This window comes from Streptomyces sp. NPDC058664, assembly GCF_042716635.1.
Taxonomy (GTDB): domain Bacteria; phylum Actinomycetota; class Actinomycetes; order Streptomycetales; family Streptomycetaceae; genus Streptomyces.
This window is the reverse complement of sequence record NZ_JBHXRW010000010.1, coordinates 70,157-85,445: the sequence shown is the minus strand read 5'-3', so window position 1 is coordinate 85,445 and position 15,289 is coordinate 70,157. Positions and strand designations below refer to the sequence as shown.

Below are 15,289 nucleotides of genomic sequence, written 5' to 3'. Positions count from 1 at the left end.
GCATTCTTCGCTGCGGGCAGGATGAGATTCGGTGATCGATGCTTCCAGGAAGGCAGGTTCCCATGACCGGCGAGGGCCCCGGGCTGTACGAGATGCTCGACGACCGGTTCCGCACCGGACGGTGCATGAACGGCGACGAGGCGCTGGAGGTCCTGTACACCGGCTGCCGCTGGGCCGAAGGGCCGGTCTACCTGCCCGCCTGGCGCCAGGTGATCTGGAGCGACATACCCAACGACCGGATGCTGCGATGGGACGAGGAGACGGGCGCCGTCGGCGTCTTCCGTCGCTCCGCCGGTCACACCAACGGCAACACCCTCGACCTCCAGGGCCGTCTGATCACCTGTGAGCAGGGCAACCGCCGCGTGACCCGCACCGAACACGACGGCACCGTCACCGTGCTGGCGGACCGGTGGAACGGCAAGCGCCTGAACAGTCCGAACGACGCGGCGGTCAAGTCCGACGGAACCATCTGGTTCTCCGACCCCGACTTCGGCATCACCAGCGACTACGAGGGCTACCGCGCGCAGAGCGAGATCGGCTCGAACAACGTCTACCGCGTCGATCCGGCGACGGGCGAGGTGCGGCTGGTCGCCGACTGCCTCGCCGCGCCGAACGGGCTGGTCTTCTCGCACGACGAGCAGCGGCTGTTCGTCTCCGACACCCGTGCGGGGTTCATCCGGGTCTTCGACGTGCGCGACGACGGCACCCTGTCCGAGGGCAAGGTCTTCGCCGACGCGGCGGCCCGCGAGCGGGCGCGCTTCGACAACCTCCGCTTCGACGACGCCGGACGGCTGTGGGCCGCCGCGATGAACGACGGCGTGCACTGCTACGACCCCGACGGGACCCTGATCGGGCGGCTCAACGTCCCCGAGGCCGTCGCCAACATCTCCTGGGGCGGCGCCAAGCGCAACCGGCTCTTCATCACCGCCGAGACCAGCCTCTACTCGGTCGTCATGGGCGTCACGGGCACGCACCCGACCGGCCCGGGGCACCGGCCCTGGCTGGACACGGCGCCCCGGTGAGCCCGCGACCCCAAGGGGCCGGGTGACGGGCCGGACCGTCACCCGCCTAGGCGGCGTCCGGGCCGCTCCGCGCGATGATCGCCGCCGTGTCCACTCCGGCCGGCAGCGTGCCGAAGGCGAGGCCCCGGTCGCCGTCGAGCCGGGAGGCGCAGAACGCGTCCGCCACCGCCGGGTTCCCGTGCCGTACGAGCAGCGAGCCCTGGAGCACGAGCGCGAGCCGCTCGACGAGCCGCCGCGCCCCGTACGCCACCGCGTCCGGGTCGCCGAGCCCCGCGAGGTCCTTGCGCAGGCCCGCGACCGCCGCGTCAAGGCGGCGGTCGGCACCCGCGCCCCGGTCGACCTCCGCGAAGTACGCCTCCACGGCCTGCGGCTGACGGGCCATCGCCCGCAGCACGTCGAGCGCGGCCACGTTCCCCGAGCCCTCCCAGATCGACGGCAGCGGCGACTCCCGGTAGAGCCTCGGCAGGCCCGAGTCCTCCACGTACCCGTTGCCGCCGAGGCATTCGAGGGCCTCCGCCGCGTGCGCGGGCGCCCGCTTGCACACCCAGTACTTGGTGACCGCCAGACCGAGCCGCCGCAGCTGCTCCTCCTCCGCGTCGCCGCGCGTCGCCCGGTCCACCGCCCCGGCGAGCCGCAGCGCCGCGACCGTGGCGGCCTCCGCCTCCACGGCCAGGTCGGCCAGGACGTTCCGCATCAGCGGCTGGTCGACGAGCCGCGCCCCGAACGCCTCGCGGTGCCTGGCGTGGTGCACCGCCCGGACGAGCCCGAGGCGCATCCCGGACGCCGAGCTGATGGCGCAGTCGAGCCGCGTCATGTTGACCATCCGGATGATGGTGGCGACCCCGCGCCCCTCCTCGCCGACCAGCCGGCCGAGGGCACCCTCGTACTCGATCTCGGAGGAGGCGTTGGACCGGTTGCCCAGCTTGTCCTTGAGTCGCTGGAGACGGATCGCGTTGCGGCTGCCGTCCGGCAGCACCCGGGGCACCAGGAAGCAGGACAGGCCGCCCGGCGCCTGCGCGAGGGTGAGGAAGACGTCCGACATCGGCGCCGACGTGAACCACTTGTGACCGGTCAGGGCGTACAGGCCGGGCTCGCCCGCCGGGACCGCCCGGGTGGTGTTCGCGCGGACGTCCGAGCCGCCCTGCTTCTCGGTCATCGACATCCCGGCGATGATCCCGCGCTTCTCCGTCGGCACCCGCAGCCCGAAGTCGTACGACGGAGAGGTCAGCAGTGGCTCGTACACCTTGGCGAGCTCCGGCTGGGCGCGCAGCGCCGGCACTGCCGCGTACGTCATGGAAACCGGGCACAGGTGTCCCGCGTCCGCCTGCCCCCACACGAACACCTTCGCCGCGCGGGCCACGTGCGCGCCCGGCCGCTCGTCGCGCCAGGGGGCGCCGTGCAGCCCGTGCCGGACGGCCACGCCCATCAGCTCGTGCCAGTACGGGTGGAACTCGACCTCGTCGATCCGGTGTCCGTACCGGTCGTGGGTGTGGAGGACGGGGGAGTGGCGCTCGGCCAGCCGCCCCCACTCCTGGGCCTCCTCGCCGCCGGCCCGCACCCCCAGGTCGCGGACCTCCGCCTCGGCCCACCCGGCACCCTCCCGGCGCAGCGCCTCCAGGAGGGCGGGGTCGTCGGAGACGTCGTAACCGGTCAGGGGCGGTACCTGGTTGGTGACCTCATGCGTGGTCGGCATCGGGGACTCCCAGTGCTCGCAGGGTGAAGGTGACGAGTGCGGGTACGGTGCCGGGCCCGACGGACCCCTCCGCCAACGGGCCGACGAGCGCCTCCGCGCCCGCGCCGACGAGAGCCGAGGCCGTCAGGACCGGGTCCTGCGGCGGCAGCTCGCCGGAGCGCACGCCCTCCTCGACGCGCGCGGCGAACACGTCCCGGAAGGCGCGCCGGAAGACGAGCCGCTCGGCGTCCACGGCCGGGTCGACCGGCTCGGCGAGCAGCGCGTACGCGAGGCGCGGTGACTTCAGGGCGCGCAGGGCGAAGGTCTCGACGACGGCGACCACCCGCTCGGCGGCCGAACGGTGCCCGGGGCGCCCGGCCGCCTCGGAGACGGCAGCGACCTCCCGGCTCACCACGGTTCGGAAGAGCTCCACGGAGAGCTCGGCCTTGCTGGGGAAGTGGCGGTAGACGCTGCCCGTGGCGATTCCGGCGCGGGCGGCGACGGCCGCCACCGTGCAGCCCGCGTAGCCCTGCTCGGCGAGGAGTGCCCGTGCGGCGTCGACGACGGAGGCGCGCTGGGCGTCGAGCCGGGCCTGGACTGCGGGGGTGCGGCGGTAGGGCATGGAAGGAGTGAAGCAGTGATTCACTTCTTCATCAAGAGGAGCGACGGAACCCGAACGGCGCACGGCCCCGCCTCTCGGACGGGGGCGTGCGCCGTTCGGGCGTACGGGCGTTGTCAGCCGGTGAAGACCTCGGTCAGGGACCAGATCGCCAGCGCGGCCATGCAGACACCGCCGATCCGCTGCACGGTCTTGAGCGGAACGCGCTTCGCGATGAACCGGCCCGCGACCAGGGCGAGCGCGGAGACGCTCATCAGGGCGGCGAGGGAGCCGATCGCCGTCGACCAGGTGCCGTTCGTGGCGGCCAGGTTGGCGGTGGTGATCTGGGTGAGGTCGCCCCATTCGCTGATGAAGACGGCCATGAAGGCGGTCGAGAAGACGGGCCAGAAGCCGGTGACCGTCCGCCCGCCCTCGTCGGCCTCGTCGTCGTCACCCCCGCCGCGCAGCAGCATGAACGCGCCGAAGCCGAACATCAGGGCCGAGACCAGCTTCACGGACCAGCCGGGGAGCAGCCCGAGCAGGCTGCCGGCGCCCACGGCGATGGCGACGTGGGCGAGGAAGGCGGTCGAGGTGCCGAACCACACGTACAGCGGACGCATGCGCGTGCCCATGGCGAGGGACGCGAACATCGTCTTGTCGGGAAGCTCGGCGAGGAAGATCAGCCCGAAGGCGGTGAGGATCGCCAAGGGGTCGAGGTGCATACCGGGGCTCTCTGCTCGGTCCGGGCCCGCGGACCCGGCACGGCGCCTCGGTGGGCGACGGGAGGACCACTCGGCCCGGCATGACGGACCGCGCCCACGGAAGCGCGGACGCGGTTGATGCCTGGCCGAAGGTCTCGCCCGTCCGCTTCGTAGGCGGACCCGGTCACCGGGAACCCGGAGGCTCCAGTATGTCGACGACCGGTTCGCAGGGCTACTCCCCTTCGCTGCCCCTCAGTGTAACGGACCGGGATGCGAGCGTGGGTAGACACTGTCTACTCGATCTTGGTAGACAGTGTCTATGCATGATGCGCGAACCGAAGATCCCCGGGCGGCCGACGCCGACGCCGACGGCGGGCTGCGTGGCCGCCTCGTCCGGGTCGGCGTCGAGCTCGTGGACGCCGAAGGCGTCCAGGCCCTCTCGCTGCGCGAGATCGCCCGCCGCGCCGGCGTCTCCCACGGAGCCCCCCGCCGCCACTTCCCGACCCACCTCGACCTCCTGTCGGCCATCGCCCGCCAGGGCTTCGCCGAACTGGCGGCCCGCGTCGCCGCCGAGGACCGGGAGACCGCCGCACCGCGCGAACGGATCGAGCTCCTCGCCCGCGTCTACCTCGACCACGCCGGGACCCGTCGCGGCATGTACGAGCTGATGTTCCGGCACGACCTCCTGGAGAGCGGCCGGCTGGGGCTCCGCGAGACGAGCCTGCCCCTGTTCGCCCGCCTCGCCGGGCTCGTCGCCCTCGTGCGCCCCGGCGCCGATCCCGCCGTCGTCGCGGGTGCGCTCTGGGCCAACCTCCACGGCATCGCCCAGCTCTGGCACTGGGGCAGCCTGCGTCTCGTGACCGGCGGCGACGACCCCGGCCCCCTGCTCGCCGCCGCCCTCGACGCCCACCTCGGCCCCGTGGAGCCGGCCCCGTGAGGCCGCGCCGCGCTCCCGTCCTCGCGTGCAGCGTCGTCGGCGCCGCCGTGGTCGCCCTCGACGGCACCGTCCTCACCATCGCCCAACCGGCCCTCCAGCGCGATCTGCACGCCGACGTCGAACAGGTCCAGTGGACGAGCACCGGTTATCTCGTGGCCGTCGCGAGCCTCCTGGTCTTCGCCGGCCGGCTCGGCGACCGCTATGGTCACCGCCTGGTCTTCGCCGTCGGAGCCCTCGGCTTCGCCGCCACCTCCACCGGCATCGCCCTGGCCCCCGGCATCGGCGCGGTGATCGCGCTGCGCGTGCTCCAAGGGGTGTGCGGGGCGCTCCTCCAGCCCGCCACCCTCGGCATGCTCAAGGCCGCCTTCCCGCCGGAGCGGCTCGGGACGCCGATCGCCGTCCGCACCGCCGCCATCGGCCTCGCGGCCGCCGCGGGACCGCTCGTCGGCGGCGCCCTGGTCTCCGCGTACGGCTGGCGCTCGGTCTTCCTCCTCGGCGTCCCCCCGACCCTCGCGATCGGCCTCCTCGCCCTCGCCACGAGGGAAGGAACCAGGGAACGAACCACGGGACGGCGCACGGGACGAACCGCGCGACCGCGCGCGCGACGGCATGCGGAACCGCACGCGGAGCGACGTACGGAGCGGCACGCCGCCGCGCTCGATCCCCTCGGCGCCCTGCTGCTCGCCACCGCGCTCGGGCTGCTCGTCCACGGGCTCGTCGCGGCGGCCCGGCCCGGGGGCGTGACGGCCGGCCTGCTCGCGTGCGCGGGTGCCGTCGCCGCGGGGGCGGTCCTCGCCCGGCACGAACGCCGCACCGCACGCCCCCTGCTGCCGCCGGAGCTGCTCCGGAGCGTGCCCGTCGTCGCGGGTCTCGCCGTCCTCCTCGCCGCCTCCGCCGCCCTCTTCGGCTCGCTCTTCGTGGCGACGTACTTCCTCCAGGACGTCCAGGGGCTCACCCCCCTCGGTTGCGCCCTGCGGGTGCTGCCGCTCGCCGTCCTCATGGTGCTCGGCGCGCCCCTCTGTCCGCCGCTCCAGCGGCGGTTCGGCCCCCGGCGCACGGCCACCGTCGGTGCCGCCCTGCTCACGCTCGGGGTGCTGCTCCTCTCCCGGCTCGACGCGACGGCCGGCGCGACCTCCGTCGGTATCGCCGCCGCCCTGCTCGGTGCCGGGTTCGTCACCCTGATGGTCACGGCGACCTCGGTCGTCGTACACCGTGCTCCCGAGGCCCACGCGGGAGTCGCAGGCGGCCTCCAGCAGACCGCGATGAACGTGGGGCCCGCGCTCGGTGTCGCCCTCGCGACCCTCCTGCTCGCCCTCGTCCCGCCCGGCGGATTCGTCCCCGCCGAGGGAGCCGCCCTCCCGGCCCTCGCCATGATCGCCGCGCTCGCGCTCCCCGCCGCGCTCGTCCTGCCCGGCGGCGGCGCGGACCGGCGAAGGACACGCCCGGGGCCGCCGGCCCCCCGGCCCGGACGCCGGTCCTGCGTACGATCATGAAATGCCCGCAGGCCGCCCGGGCCGTCCCGGCACAACGACGCGCACCCAGTTCAACCTCGGTCGCGCACTGCCCTTCCTGGCCCTGATCCTGACCCTCCTCGCCGATGTGATCACCCCCGACCGGGAGCGCTTCGACCGCCTCCTCGCCGCCGCGCCCGCGCTCGCCGCCGTCACCTGGAGCGTGCGCGGGACGATCGGCATCGGACTGCTCGCCATGGCCACGCGCGTGCTGCTCGGCTTCTTCCGGGAGGACGCCCTCACCACCGACCTCCTCGCGAGCGAGACCGTGCTGGCGGTCGTCACCGCCGCCGCGGCCTGGGCCAGCCGGGTCCGCACCCGCTACGAGCGGGACCTGCGGGAACTCACCGACGTCGCGGAGGTGGTGCAGCGGGTCCTGCTGCGCCCGCTCCCCGCCCGCCTCGGCCGCTTCGACCTGCACCTCCTGTACGTGGCCGCCGCGGCCAAGGCCAGGATCGGCGGCGACTTCTACGAGGCCGTACGGGTCCCGGGCGCGGTGCGGATCATGCTCGGCGACGTCCAGGGCAAGGGCCTCGGCGCCGTCGAGACCGCCTCCGTGCTGCTCGGTTCCTTCCGCGCCGCCGTCAGCGACGCCCCCGATCTGGCCGCCCTCGCCGACCGGCTCGACGAGGGCCTCGCCCGCTACGGCGCCTGGGACCCGGACTCGGACGCCGCCGAACGCTTCGCCACCGTCGTCCTCGCCGAACTCCCCGACGACGAGGACGTCGCACGGCTCCTCAGCTGCGGCCACCCCGCGCCGCTGCTCCAGCGGGGCGCCGAGGTCGAGCCGGTGCACTTCGCCGCCCCCTCACTGCCCGTCAACCTGGCGGGCCTCTCCGACTCCCGGCACCGGATCGAGGAGGTTCCCTTCGGCCCGGGGGACCGGCTGCTGCTCTACACCGACGGGGTCAGCGAGACCCGCGACAGGGCGGGCACCTTCTATCCGCTCGAACTCCGCCTGCGCGGCTGGGCGCGCGAACCGGCCCAGGAGCTTCCGGCGCTCCTCCACAAGGACCTCATCCACTACGGCGCCGACGGCGTCGACGACGATGTCGCCGCCCTGCTCGTGGTGCATCCGCCCGAACCCCGCTGACCCGACCCGTCCGCGGTATCACCAAACATCGACTTCGGGGCGGCTTGTGTCGTTCCCGCCGGTTTGTGTGACACGTGCGCTGTTCGTGCGCTCTGGCCGCTCCGGCCCCCATACGTGAGGCTTGCGACCGTCCGCGTCGCGGACGGTCACCGGACCAGTCGAGAGGAACGGGTGTACGTGCCCCAGGACAATCCCTTCAGCACCGGCTCGTCCGAACACTTCCCCGGCTTCCCGGACGTCACGGCGGGCCTGACCGCCGCCGAGACCACCCGGATCACGGAACGCGGCCTCTGGGCCGCCGACGGAACGGTGGACCCCGGTGCCGTCCGGCTCGGCCAGACCCTCGCCAACGCGCTCCTCGGCGGCACGGCCGACGACGCGGACGCCGACGACGCCACCGGCGCCGCCGGCAGCGCGGAGGCGTTGCTCCCCGCCGAACTCGCCGCGTTCGTCCGGGAGGTACGCGGCCTGGCCCTGCCCGCCTACCACCGCGTCGAAGGAGCCACGGAGGACGTCCGGCTCCCCGCCTTCAGCCTCCGGCAGCTCGGTCCGGGGCCGCACCCGCTCGTCGTCGTCCCGGCCGGCTGGACCCCCTTCGGCTGGCCGCTGTTCCTCTGGTCGTACCTCGTCCTCGCCCACAAGGGCTACCACGTCCTCGCCTACACCCCCCGGGGCCTCGGCATCCCCGGCCTGCCGTCCACCTCCGGGGGCTTCGTCGACGTGGCGGGACCGCACGACTGGGCCGACGGCTCCGCCGTCGTCGACTTCGCCGTCGACCACTTCGCCCCGAGCGCCATCGGCTTCATGGGCGAGTCCTACGGCTCCGGCATCAGCCAGCTCGTCGCCGCCCACGGCGACCGGGTCGCCGCCGTCGTCGCGCTCAGCACCTGGGGCGACCTCGCGACCAGCCTCTACGACCACGAGACCCGCCACCTCGCCGCCGTGAAGGCCCTCCTCGCCCTCACCGGCGGGTCCGTGGAGAGCAAGTTCGACGAGGACAACCAACGGATCCTCGCCGACTTCCAGGCCGACCGGAACCTGGACACCGTCGTCGACCGGGGCCGGCTGCGCGCCCCCGAGTCCTCCCTCCACCTGACCAACGAGAGCGGCACGCCCACCTTCTTCTCCCACACCTGGCACGAGAGCCTCTTCGCGGTCAACCAGACCCTGGAGACCTCCAACGGCCTGGACGTGCCCAAGCGGCTCAACCTGTGGATCGGTGACCACGCCGCGCCCGAGGGCCCCGCGCTCATCGGACCGCCCGCCACGCCCGGCGAGGCCGACCTCCCCATGGCGGAGGCGTACGCCTGGCTCGACCACCACCTCAAGGGCGAGCGCAACGGGGTCGAGAACTGGCCGCAGGTCTGCAGCCAGGTGATGTTCACCTACGTGACGGAACCGGTCCTCGACCCGGAGACCGGCGAGCCGACCGGAGAGAACCGGATCGTCACGCCCGCCCGCCGGGAGACCAGCCCCGACTGGAGCGAGGTCACCCGCGGCACCGAGGTGTTCGGCCTCACCGGCGACGGCGCGGGCGGCACCGACGGCCGCCTCCTCCCCCTCGGCGGGGGGCGCCAGAGACGGCGGAGACCGGCTGGCGGCGCGCGTTCCTCGCGGGCGTGGACACCGAGGCCATCGCCATGGACGCGCTCCTGAGGACCGGTCAGGCCGAGTGGGCGGGCAACCCCAAGATCTACGACACCCGCAAGATCGACCGCCGCCACGCGGTCGCGTGGACGACCGGACCGCTGGTCCCGTCCACCGGCACGTCACCGAGAAGGGCCTGATCCTCCCGGACGACACGCGTCCGCCCGGCGGGACCGACCCCGCCGGGGACCGACCCTCAGCCGCGGTACGGGGTGTTCGCCTCCGCCCAGTCGGCAAGCGCACGCGCGCACTCGGCGACCGACTCCCGCCAGGTGCGCGCGGCGCCGTCACCGGCCTCGTCGCTGACGTGCTTCACGATGCGCAGCGGCACCCCGGCGAGCTCCGCGGCGGCCGCGAGCGCGTACCCCTCCATGTCGACCAGCGGCGCCCGCTCCGCGAGCCGGGCGCGGGCGGCCTCGTCCGAGATGAACGCGTCCCCGGTGGCCAGGACCACGCCGCCGCCGTCCGGCAGCGACAGCGGCGCCCCGTACGTCTCGCCGGTCAGCGTGGCGAGCAGTTCGCCGTCGAGATCGTGCTGCACCACGGTGCCGACCACATGCGTGCCGGTCCAGCCGGTCCGCAGCGCCCCGGCCGTCCCCAGGTTCACGACTTCGGACGGCCGGGGGCCCCGGGCCAGGGCGGTCGCGAGCGCGGTCGCCGCGTTCACCTTGCCCATACCGGTCAGCAGCACCGGCAGGTCCGTGTCCAGGAACTGCGCCTCCTCCTTGACGGCGAGGACGAGCAGGGGACGGCCGGCCGATATCTCTCCCAAGAGTTCCATGGGGGTCACGCTAGTTCGACAGCCCGCCCGCCGTACATTCGGCAGCCCTCCTGTCCGCGCCGTACGACCGGGACCCGGACCGTGACGACGGACCCTCACCCCAGGGACGGGCCGCGCTCCCCGAGCGCCTCGGCGAGCACGCGCAGCGCCTTCGGACCGACGCCGTGCAGCGCGCCGAGCTCGGCGGCGGGGACCCCCGCGAGCTGGTCGAGCCGGGTGTACCCGGCCGCGGCGAGCGCACGGGTGGCGGGCGCGCCGACGGCGCGGGGAAAATCCGTCTCGGGACGGTCGGATCCGGTGGCCATGGGGCGATCGTGCCACGAACGGGAGCCCACGGCCCCCGCCGGCTTCCCCCGGCCGTACGCGCGCTTCCCACCGCGCCGACGCCCTCCCCGCCGCCGTACGGCCCGCTCCGGCCCTCAGACCGGCAGCAGGCGACCGATCAGCTCCCCCAGCTGGCGGGCGTTCCGGCACGGCCGCATCTCGACGAGGCCGGCGTACGCCGGGGCCACCGAGTCGCCCGTGCCCCACAGCGAGGGCTGCTCGGGGTTGAGCCAGTGGACCCGCCGCGCCCGATCCGCGATCCGCTTCAGCGCCGCGAGGTTCGGGTCGGAGCCGTTGGTACGCGCGTCCCCGAGGACGAAGACCACCGTGCGCGGGCCGACGGCCTCCGCGTACCGCTCGGCGAACTCGCCGAGCGCCGTCCCGTAGTCGCTCTGCCCGTGCCACCCGGTCAGCTCCGCTTCCGCGAGGATCCGGTCGCCGAGCCCCGCCGGATCCGCCGAGCCCCGGGCGATGAGGCCCGTCACCTCGTCCACCCGGTTGACGAAGGCGAACACCCGCACCCGGCTGAACTGGTCGTGCAGGGCCTGGACGAGCAGCATCGTGAACTGCGCGAAACCGGCCACCGATCCCGACACGTCACACAGCAGGACCAGCTCCGGCCGCCGCGGAGGACGTCGCCGGAGGACCGGACGCACCGGCACGCCCCCGGTCGACAGCGAGCGGCGCAGCGTCCGCCGCAGATCGATCTCCCCGCGCGCCGCCCGGCGCCGCCGGGCCGCGAGCCGGGTGGCCAGCTTCCGCGCAAGGGGTCGTACCGTACGCCGCAGCTCGTCCAGCTGCGCCCGCCCGGCGAGGAGGAAGTCCACCCGGTCCGCCGTCCCCCCGACCGCACGGCGTGCGACCGGGTCCCGGCCCTGCCGTTCGGCGACGCGCCGCCGGGCCTCGGTCCGCACCCGCTCGCGGAACGCCTCGATCCGCCGCCGGATCTCGTCGTCGAGCAGCCGGTCGGTGAACTCGGCGTCCTCCGCCGCGGAAGCCGCCCGGTGGCGCTCCCGCACCCGGGCGAGCAGCGTCTCAGGGCGCACCCGGGACAGCGTCCGGTACGAGGACCAGCCGTCCGACTCCGAGCCGGAGCCGTAGCCGCCGAAACCGCCCACCGCCTCGGCGGCCAGCCGGTCGAGCGCCGCGTCGTCACCGGCGGTGAGGGCCTCCGCGAGCCGCTCGCGGAGCGCCGCGAGATCCGCGGGGGCGCTCTCGTACGCCTCCTGCGCCCCGGTGTGCCCGAGCGGGAAGTACAGGTCGAAGACCCGGTCGAACACCGGGCGCTGCCCCTCTCCGTGGAGCAGGGTCGCCGCCAGCGCCTCCCGCACCCGCTCGCGGTCCGTGAAGCCGACGGCCTCGAGTGCCCGCCCGGCGTCGACGGTCTCGCCCGTCCCGATCCCGAACCCGTGGTCGCGCAGCGCCCCCACCAGACCGGTGAGCCGCGCGCCCGGCGCCGCCGTGCTCACACCGCGTCCAGGTCGAGCTTGGCGGTGGCCTTCACGATGTCCTCCCGGTGCTTCAGGAGCACGCCCAGGGTCTCCCGTACGACCCGCTCGTCCAGCCGGTCCGCGCCGAGCGCGAGCAGGGTACGGGCCCAGTCGATCGTCTCCGAGACGGACGGCGCCTTCCGCAGGTCCATCGCCCGCAGCGCCCCCACGACCCGCACCACGGACACGGCGAGGGCGGCGTCGAGCCCCGGGACCTTGAGCGTGACGATCCGGTGCTCGAGGTCCTCCTCGGGGAAGCCGATGTGCAGGAACAGACAGCGGCGGCGCAGCGCCTCGGAGAGCTCGCGGCTCGCGTTCGAGGTGAGCACCGTGAACGGCCGCCGGCTCGCCCTGATCGTGCCGAGCTCCGGCACCGTGATCTGGAAGTCGCCGAGGACCTCCAGGAGCAGGCCCTCCACCTCGACGTCCGCCTTGTCGGTCTCGTCGATCAGGAGCACGGTCGGCTCGTCGGACCGGATCGCGGTGAGCAGCGGCCGGGGGAGCAGGAACTCCTCGCCGAAGATGTCCGTCCGCGCCTCGTCCCAGGACTCGCCGCGCCCGGCCGTGATCCGCAGCAGCTGCTTGGCGTGGTTCCACTCGTAGAGCGCGCGGGCCTCGTCGACGCCCTCGTAGCACTGCAGCCGGACCAGACGCGCGCCCGTCACCTCCGTCACGGCCTTGGCGAGCTCCGTCTTGCCGACACCGGCCGGGCCCTCGACGAGCAGCGGCTTGCCGAGCCGGTCGGCGAGGAAGACGGTGGTGGCGACGGCGGGCGACGCCAGGTAGCCGGTCGAGGCGAGCCGTTCGGCGACGTCGTCGACGGAGCTGAAGAATCCGGTCGTCATGGCGGTCCCCCCGGGAGCGATTCTCTTACTGGTCAGTAGCCTCTGCTGTACTTGATCAGATCGGGCACCGGCGCACAACCGTCCCGCGCGAGGTCCGTGCCGCGCGCGGGGCGTCACCCGCTGGTGCAATGGGGAGGACCGGGTACGTCACCCGGGACCGCGCGCGCGGCGGTGGAGGTGTCGTGGCGGAACAGGACGAGGCCCTCCTGGCCAGGGTGCGGGCCATGGAACAGGCGATCGGCGAGATCGGCACGACGCTCGACGAGACGAGCACCTGCCGCGAACTCGCCGCCTTCGCGGCCCGGCGGCTGCGCGCCTCCGCGGTGGTCGACCTGGTGCCCGAGCGGGGCGCCCCGCCCCGGCGCGCCGCCCACGCGGAACCGACGGCCCCGGGCGGCACCCGAACCGCCCGTCCCGGCCGCACGCCCGTGCGTGCGGCCCCGGGCGAACCGGCCCCCGTCGCGGCGCGGCCCGCATCGGGCGACCCGGCTGCCGCCACCCGTACGGCCCCGGACCAACCCGCTCCCGTCACCGCACGGGCAGCCCCGGACGCTCCCACCACCGCCCCGAGTACCGCCCCGGACGCCCCCGCCGCTCCGAGCGCCACCGCCCCGGGCACAGTCCCGAGCGCCGCCCCGGGCGCCACCGCCCCGAGCGGCCCCGCCGCTCAGCGGGCCGCCGCGCCAGGCCCCCACGGCACCCACCACCTCTCCGTCCCCCTCGCCGTCCACGACGAGGAGCCCCTCGGGGCGGTCACCCTCACCCGTACCGGCGGCGGGCCCTTCTCCGCCGACGAGACGGCCCTCCTCCGCCACGCCGCCCGGCTCGCGGCCCGGCACCTCGGCCATGCCCGGCGCCTCGCGGCGACCGAGGACACCGCGCTCCACCTCCAGCGCGCCCTCGTCGCCGAACCGGGCCGACCGCACCCCAACCTGGAGGTCGCGGGCGGCTACCTCCCGGCCGGGCCCCGCGCGCTCGTGGGCGGTGACTGGTTCGAGACCGTACGGCTCCACTTCGGCCGCAGCCTCCTCGTCGTCGGCGACGTCATGGGACACGGCCTGGACGCGGCCGTCGACATGAACGCCTACCGCACGGCGCTCCGCGAGGTCGCCGCCACCGACCTTCCGCCGCACCGGGTGCTGCGCCACCTCGACTCCGTGGTCGCCGAGGACGACGCCCGCCGCCCCGCCACCTGCCTGCTCGTCCGGGTCGACCCGGCCCGCGGCACCGCCACCTTCGCCAGTGCCGGTCACCTGCCGCCCGTGGTGTTCGGGGCGGACGGCTCGGCGGAACTCGTCGACCTCCCGGTGGGCCCGCCCCTGGGCACCGGCGTCGGGGGCTATGAACCGGCCACGCGGCCGCTCACCCCCGGCGAGACCCTGCTGATCTTCACCGACGGTCTCGTCGAGCGGCGTGGCGAGGACATCGACGTGTCGCTGGCCCGCCTCGCGGCCCTCCGGCTCCCCCCGGACTCCGGCCCCGGCCGGGTCGTCGACGAGGTGCTCCGCCGTCTCGGCGCGCACGGCGCGGAGGACGACGTGGCCGTCCTCGCGGCGCGCGTCCGCGCGCGTGCGTCCCAGTGACACCGAGTCACTTCCTCCCCACGGACCGCCGTGACACACGGTCACACCGCCCATGCCGGCGGCATGTTTCCCACCTGGGCGGGATTCTTCCGGCAGGACGCTTGTGCGCGGCCCCCGGGCCCGGCACGCTCCTCCGTATGAACACGGCCAGGCATGCCAGTGAACGTCTGATGAGCTGGCCCTCGCTGACCCCCGGCCGCGCCCATTGCGGCGCCGCGCTCGGACTGGGCACCGCGACGCACGAGATCGTCCATTTCCACGGTGAGCACGAGGCCGACGTCCACCTCACCCGCGCCATGATCGCGAAACTGCGCCCGGCCCTCCTCGGGTCGAGCGCGGTCCGTCTCCGGGCCGGATCCGGCTGGGTGACGGTCCGTCTCGACATGGGGTCGGACATCGATCTGCTCGCCACCCTGGTGAGCGCCGCCCTCCAGGCCAACGGCGTCCCCGACGTCGCCCCCGACGGCTGCACCCGCACCCGCCCGGTCTCCGGGATCCACTGAGCCGGGCGGCGCGGGCCCTACGCGCCCGTGCCCCCGGAACCCCCCGCCGGGACGGGGAACAGCATGCACGTGCTGGTCGCGTGGGCGAGCAGCCTGTCCTCCGCGTCGTACAGGCCCGCCTCCGCGAGCGCGGTCCTGCGCCCCCGTGACAGCACGGTGCCGATCGCCCGCACCTTGCCGGTGGCGGTCGTGAGCGGCCGGAGGAAGCGGGTCGACAGGTCGAGCGAGGTGTACGCGGTGCCCAGCGGCAACGTCGAGTGCACCGCGCAGCCGGCCGCCGAGTCGAGCAGCGTCGCGTACACGCCGCCGTGCACGCTGCCGATCGGGTTGTAGTGCTCCTCGCCCGGCTCGAAGACGAACACCGCCCGCCCGTCCTCGACCTCTTCGAGGCCGAAGCCGAGGAGCGCGGCGATCGGGGGGGCGGGCAGCCGTCCCGCCACCATCTCCCGCAGGAAGTCCAGCCCCGCCATCGTTCCTGCGGCCCGCGCGGTGGCGCCGGCGTCCTCCCACTCGACCGTGCGCGACCGCCCCATGACCACTCTCCGCCCGCCGTGGCCGGCTGGCTCCCAGCTGGCTCTTTAC

At 74.6% G+C, this 15,289-nt stretch carries 16 protein-coding genes; 8 read left to right on the top strand and 8 right to left on the bottom strand.

The annotated features are described in order from the left end of the window. Positions 1 to 62 precede the first annotated feature (62 nt). Complete coding sequence (locus ACFWUY_RS10975) at positions 63 to 1,022, top strand: SMP-30/gluconolactonase/LRE family protein (RefSeq protein ID WP_384105289.1); 960 nt, start codon at positions 63 to 65, stop codon at positions 1,020 to 1,022. Positions 1,023 to 1,068: 46 nt separating this feature from the next. Here the strand turns inward: ACFWUY_RS10975 and ACFWUY_RS10970 are convergent, their stop codons facing one another. The 3 genes from ACFWUY_RS10970 to ACFWUY_RS10960 all read right to left on the bottom strand — a co-directional run bounded on the left by ACFWUY_RS10970 (position 1,069) and on the right by ACFWUY_RS10960 (position 4,014). Continuing rightward, positions 1,069 to 2,715 carry an acyl-CoA dehydrogenase family protein gene (locus tag ACFWUY_RS10970; RefSeq protein WP_384105286.1) on the bottom strand — a complete coding sequence of 549 codons (1,647 nt, stop codon included), beginning with the start codon at positions 2,713 to 2,715 and terminating at the stop codon, positions 1,069 to 1,071. After that, positions 2,699 to 3,316, bottom strand: a complete 618-nt coding sequence (locus tag ACFWUY_RS10965; protein WP_384105283.1) for a TetR/AcrR family transcriptional regulator — start codon at positions 3,314 to 3,316, stop codon at positions 2,699 to 2,701. Before ACFWUY_RS10965 ends, ACFWUY_RS10970 begins: the two co-directional genes overlap by 17 nt. Before the next feature lie 113 nt (positions 3,317 to 3,429). After that, complete coding sequence (locus ACFWUY_RS10960; protein ID WP_384105280.1) at positions 3,430 to 4,014, bottom strand: TMEM165/GDT1 family protein; 585 nt, start codon at positions 4,012 to 4,014, stop codon at positions 3,430 to 3,432. 298 nt (positions 4,015 to 4,312) lie between these two features. On the opposite strand from ACFWUY_RS10960, the gene ACFWUY_RS10955 reads away from it, so the two are divergent. From ACFWUY_RS10955 to ACFWUY_RS10935, 5 genes are all read left to right on the top strand, one after another. Continuing rightward, positions 4,313 to 4,930 carry a TetR/AcrR family transcriptional regulator gene (locus ACFWUY_RS10955; protein WP_384105277.1) on the top strand — a complete coding sequence of 206 codons (618 nt, stop codon included), beginning with the start codon at positions 4,313 to 4,315 and terminating at the stop codon, positions 4,928 to 4,930. Beyond that, the gene (locus ACFWUY_RS10950) at positions 4,927 to 6,423 is read left to right on the top strand and encodes an MFS transporter (RefSeq protein WP_384105274.1); all 1,497 of its coding nucleotides are present in this window, start codon (positions 4,927 to 4,929) and stop codon (positions 6,421 to 6,423) included. The genes ACFWUY_RS10955 and ACFWUY_RS10950 overlap by 4 nt, the downstream gene beginning before the upstream one ends. Position 6,424: 1 nt before the next feature. Continuing rightward, the gene (locus ACFWUY_RS10945) at positions 6,425 to 7,534 is read left to right on the top strand and encodes a PP2C family protein-serine/threonine phosphatase (protein ID WP_384105271.1); all 1,110 of its coding nucleotides are present in this window, start codon (positions 6,425 to 6,427) and stop codon (positions 7,532 to 7,534) included. 177 nt (positions 7,535 to 7,711) lie between these two features. Continuing rightward, on the top strand, positions 7,712 to 9,190 hold the full coding sequence (locus ACFWUY_RS10940; RefSeq protein WP_384105269.1) for a CocE/NonD family hydrolase: 1,479 nt from the start codon (positions 7,712 to 7,714) through the stop codon (positions 9,188 to 9,190). Beyond that, positions 9,154 to 9,321, top strand: a complete 168-nt coding sequence (locus ACFWUY_RS10935; RefSeq protein WP_384105264.1) for a hypothetical protein — start codon at positions 9,154 to 9,156, stop codon at positions 9,319 to 9,321. The genes ACFWUY_RS10940 and ACFWUY_RS10935 overlap by 37 nt, the downstream gene beginning before the upstream one ends. A gap of 56 nt (positions 9,322 to 9,377) precedes the next feature. On the opposite strand, the gene ACFWUY_RS10930 is transcribed toward ACFWUY_RS10935, so the two are convergent. The 4 genes from ACFWUY_RS10930 to ACFWUY_RS10915 form a co-directional block, all read right to left on the bottom strand. Continuing rightward, on the bottom strand, positions 9,378 to 9,962 hold the full coding sequence (locus ACFWUY_RS10930; RefSeq protein ID WP_384105258.1) for a nucleosidase: 585 nt from the start codon (positions 9,960 to 9,962) through the stop codon (positions 9,378 to 9,380). 95 nt (positions 9,963 to 10,057) lie between these two features. Next, entirely contained in the window at positions 10,058 to 10,267 is a 210-nt protein-coding gene (locus tag ACFWUY_RS10925) for a DNA-binding protein (protein WP_384105254.1), read from the bottom strand. Between the two features lie 114 nt (positions 10,268 to 10,381). Then, positions 10,382 to 11,755, bottom strand: a complete 1,374-nt coding sequence (locus tag ACFWUY_RS10920) for a VWA domain-containing protein (RefSeq protein ID WP_384105249.1) — start codon at positions 11,753 to 11,755, stop codon at positions 10,382 to 10,384. Next, entirely contained in the window at positions 11,752 to 12,621 is an 870-nt protein-coding gene (locus tag ACFWUY_RS10915) for an AAA family ATPase (RefSeq protein ID WP_384105245.1), read from the bottom strand. Before ACFWUY_RS10915 ends, ACFWUY_RS10920 begins: the two co-directional genes overlap by 4 nt. Positions 12,622 to 12,803: 182 nt before the next feature. On the opposite strand from ACFWUY_RS10915, the gene ACFWUY_RS10910 reads away from it, so the two are divergent. Both ACFWUY_RS10910 and ACFWUY_RS10905 read left to right on the top strand, forming a co-directional pair. Beyond that, positions 12,804 to 14,204: a PP2C family protein-serine/threonine phosphatase gene (locus tag ACFWUY_RS10910; RefSeq protein WP_384105242.1), complete on the top strand. Its 1,401-nt coding sequence runs from the start codon at positions 12,804 to 12,806 to the stop codon at positions 14,202 to 14,204. A gap of 137 nt (positions 14,205 to 14,341) precedes the next feature. Further along, positions 14,342 to 14,707, top strand: a complete 366-nt coding sequence (locus ACFWUY_RS10905; protein WP_384105239.1) for a luciferase family protein — start codon at positions 14,342 to 14,344, stop codon at positions 14,705 to 14,707. Between the two features lie 17 nt (positions 14,708 to 14,724). On the opposite strand, the gene ACFWUY_RS10900 is transcribed toward ACFWUY_RS10905, so the two are convergent. Next, complete coding sequence (locus ACFWUY_RS10900) at positions 14,725 to 15,240, bottom strand: PaaI family thioesterase (RefSeq protein WP_384105235.1); 516 nt, start codon at positions 15,238 to 15,240, stop codon at positions 14,725 to 14,727. Between the last annotated feature and the right edge of the window lie 49 nt (positions 15,241 to 15,289).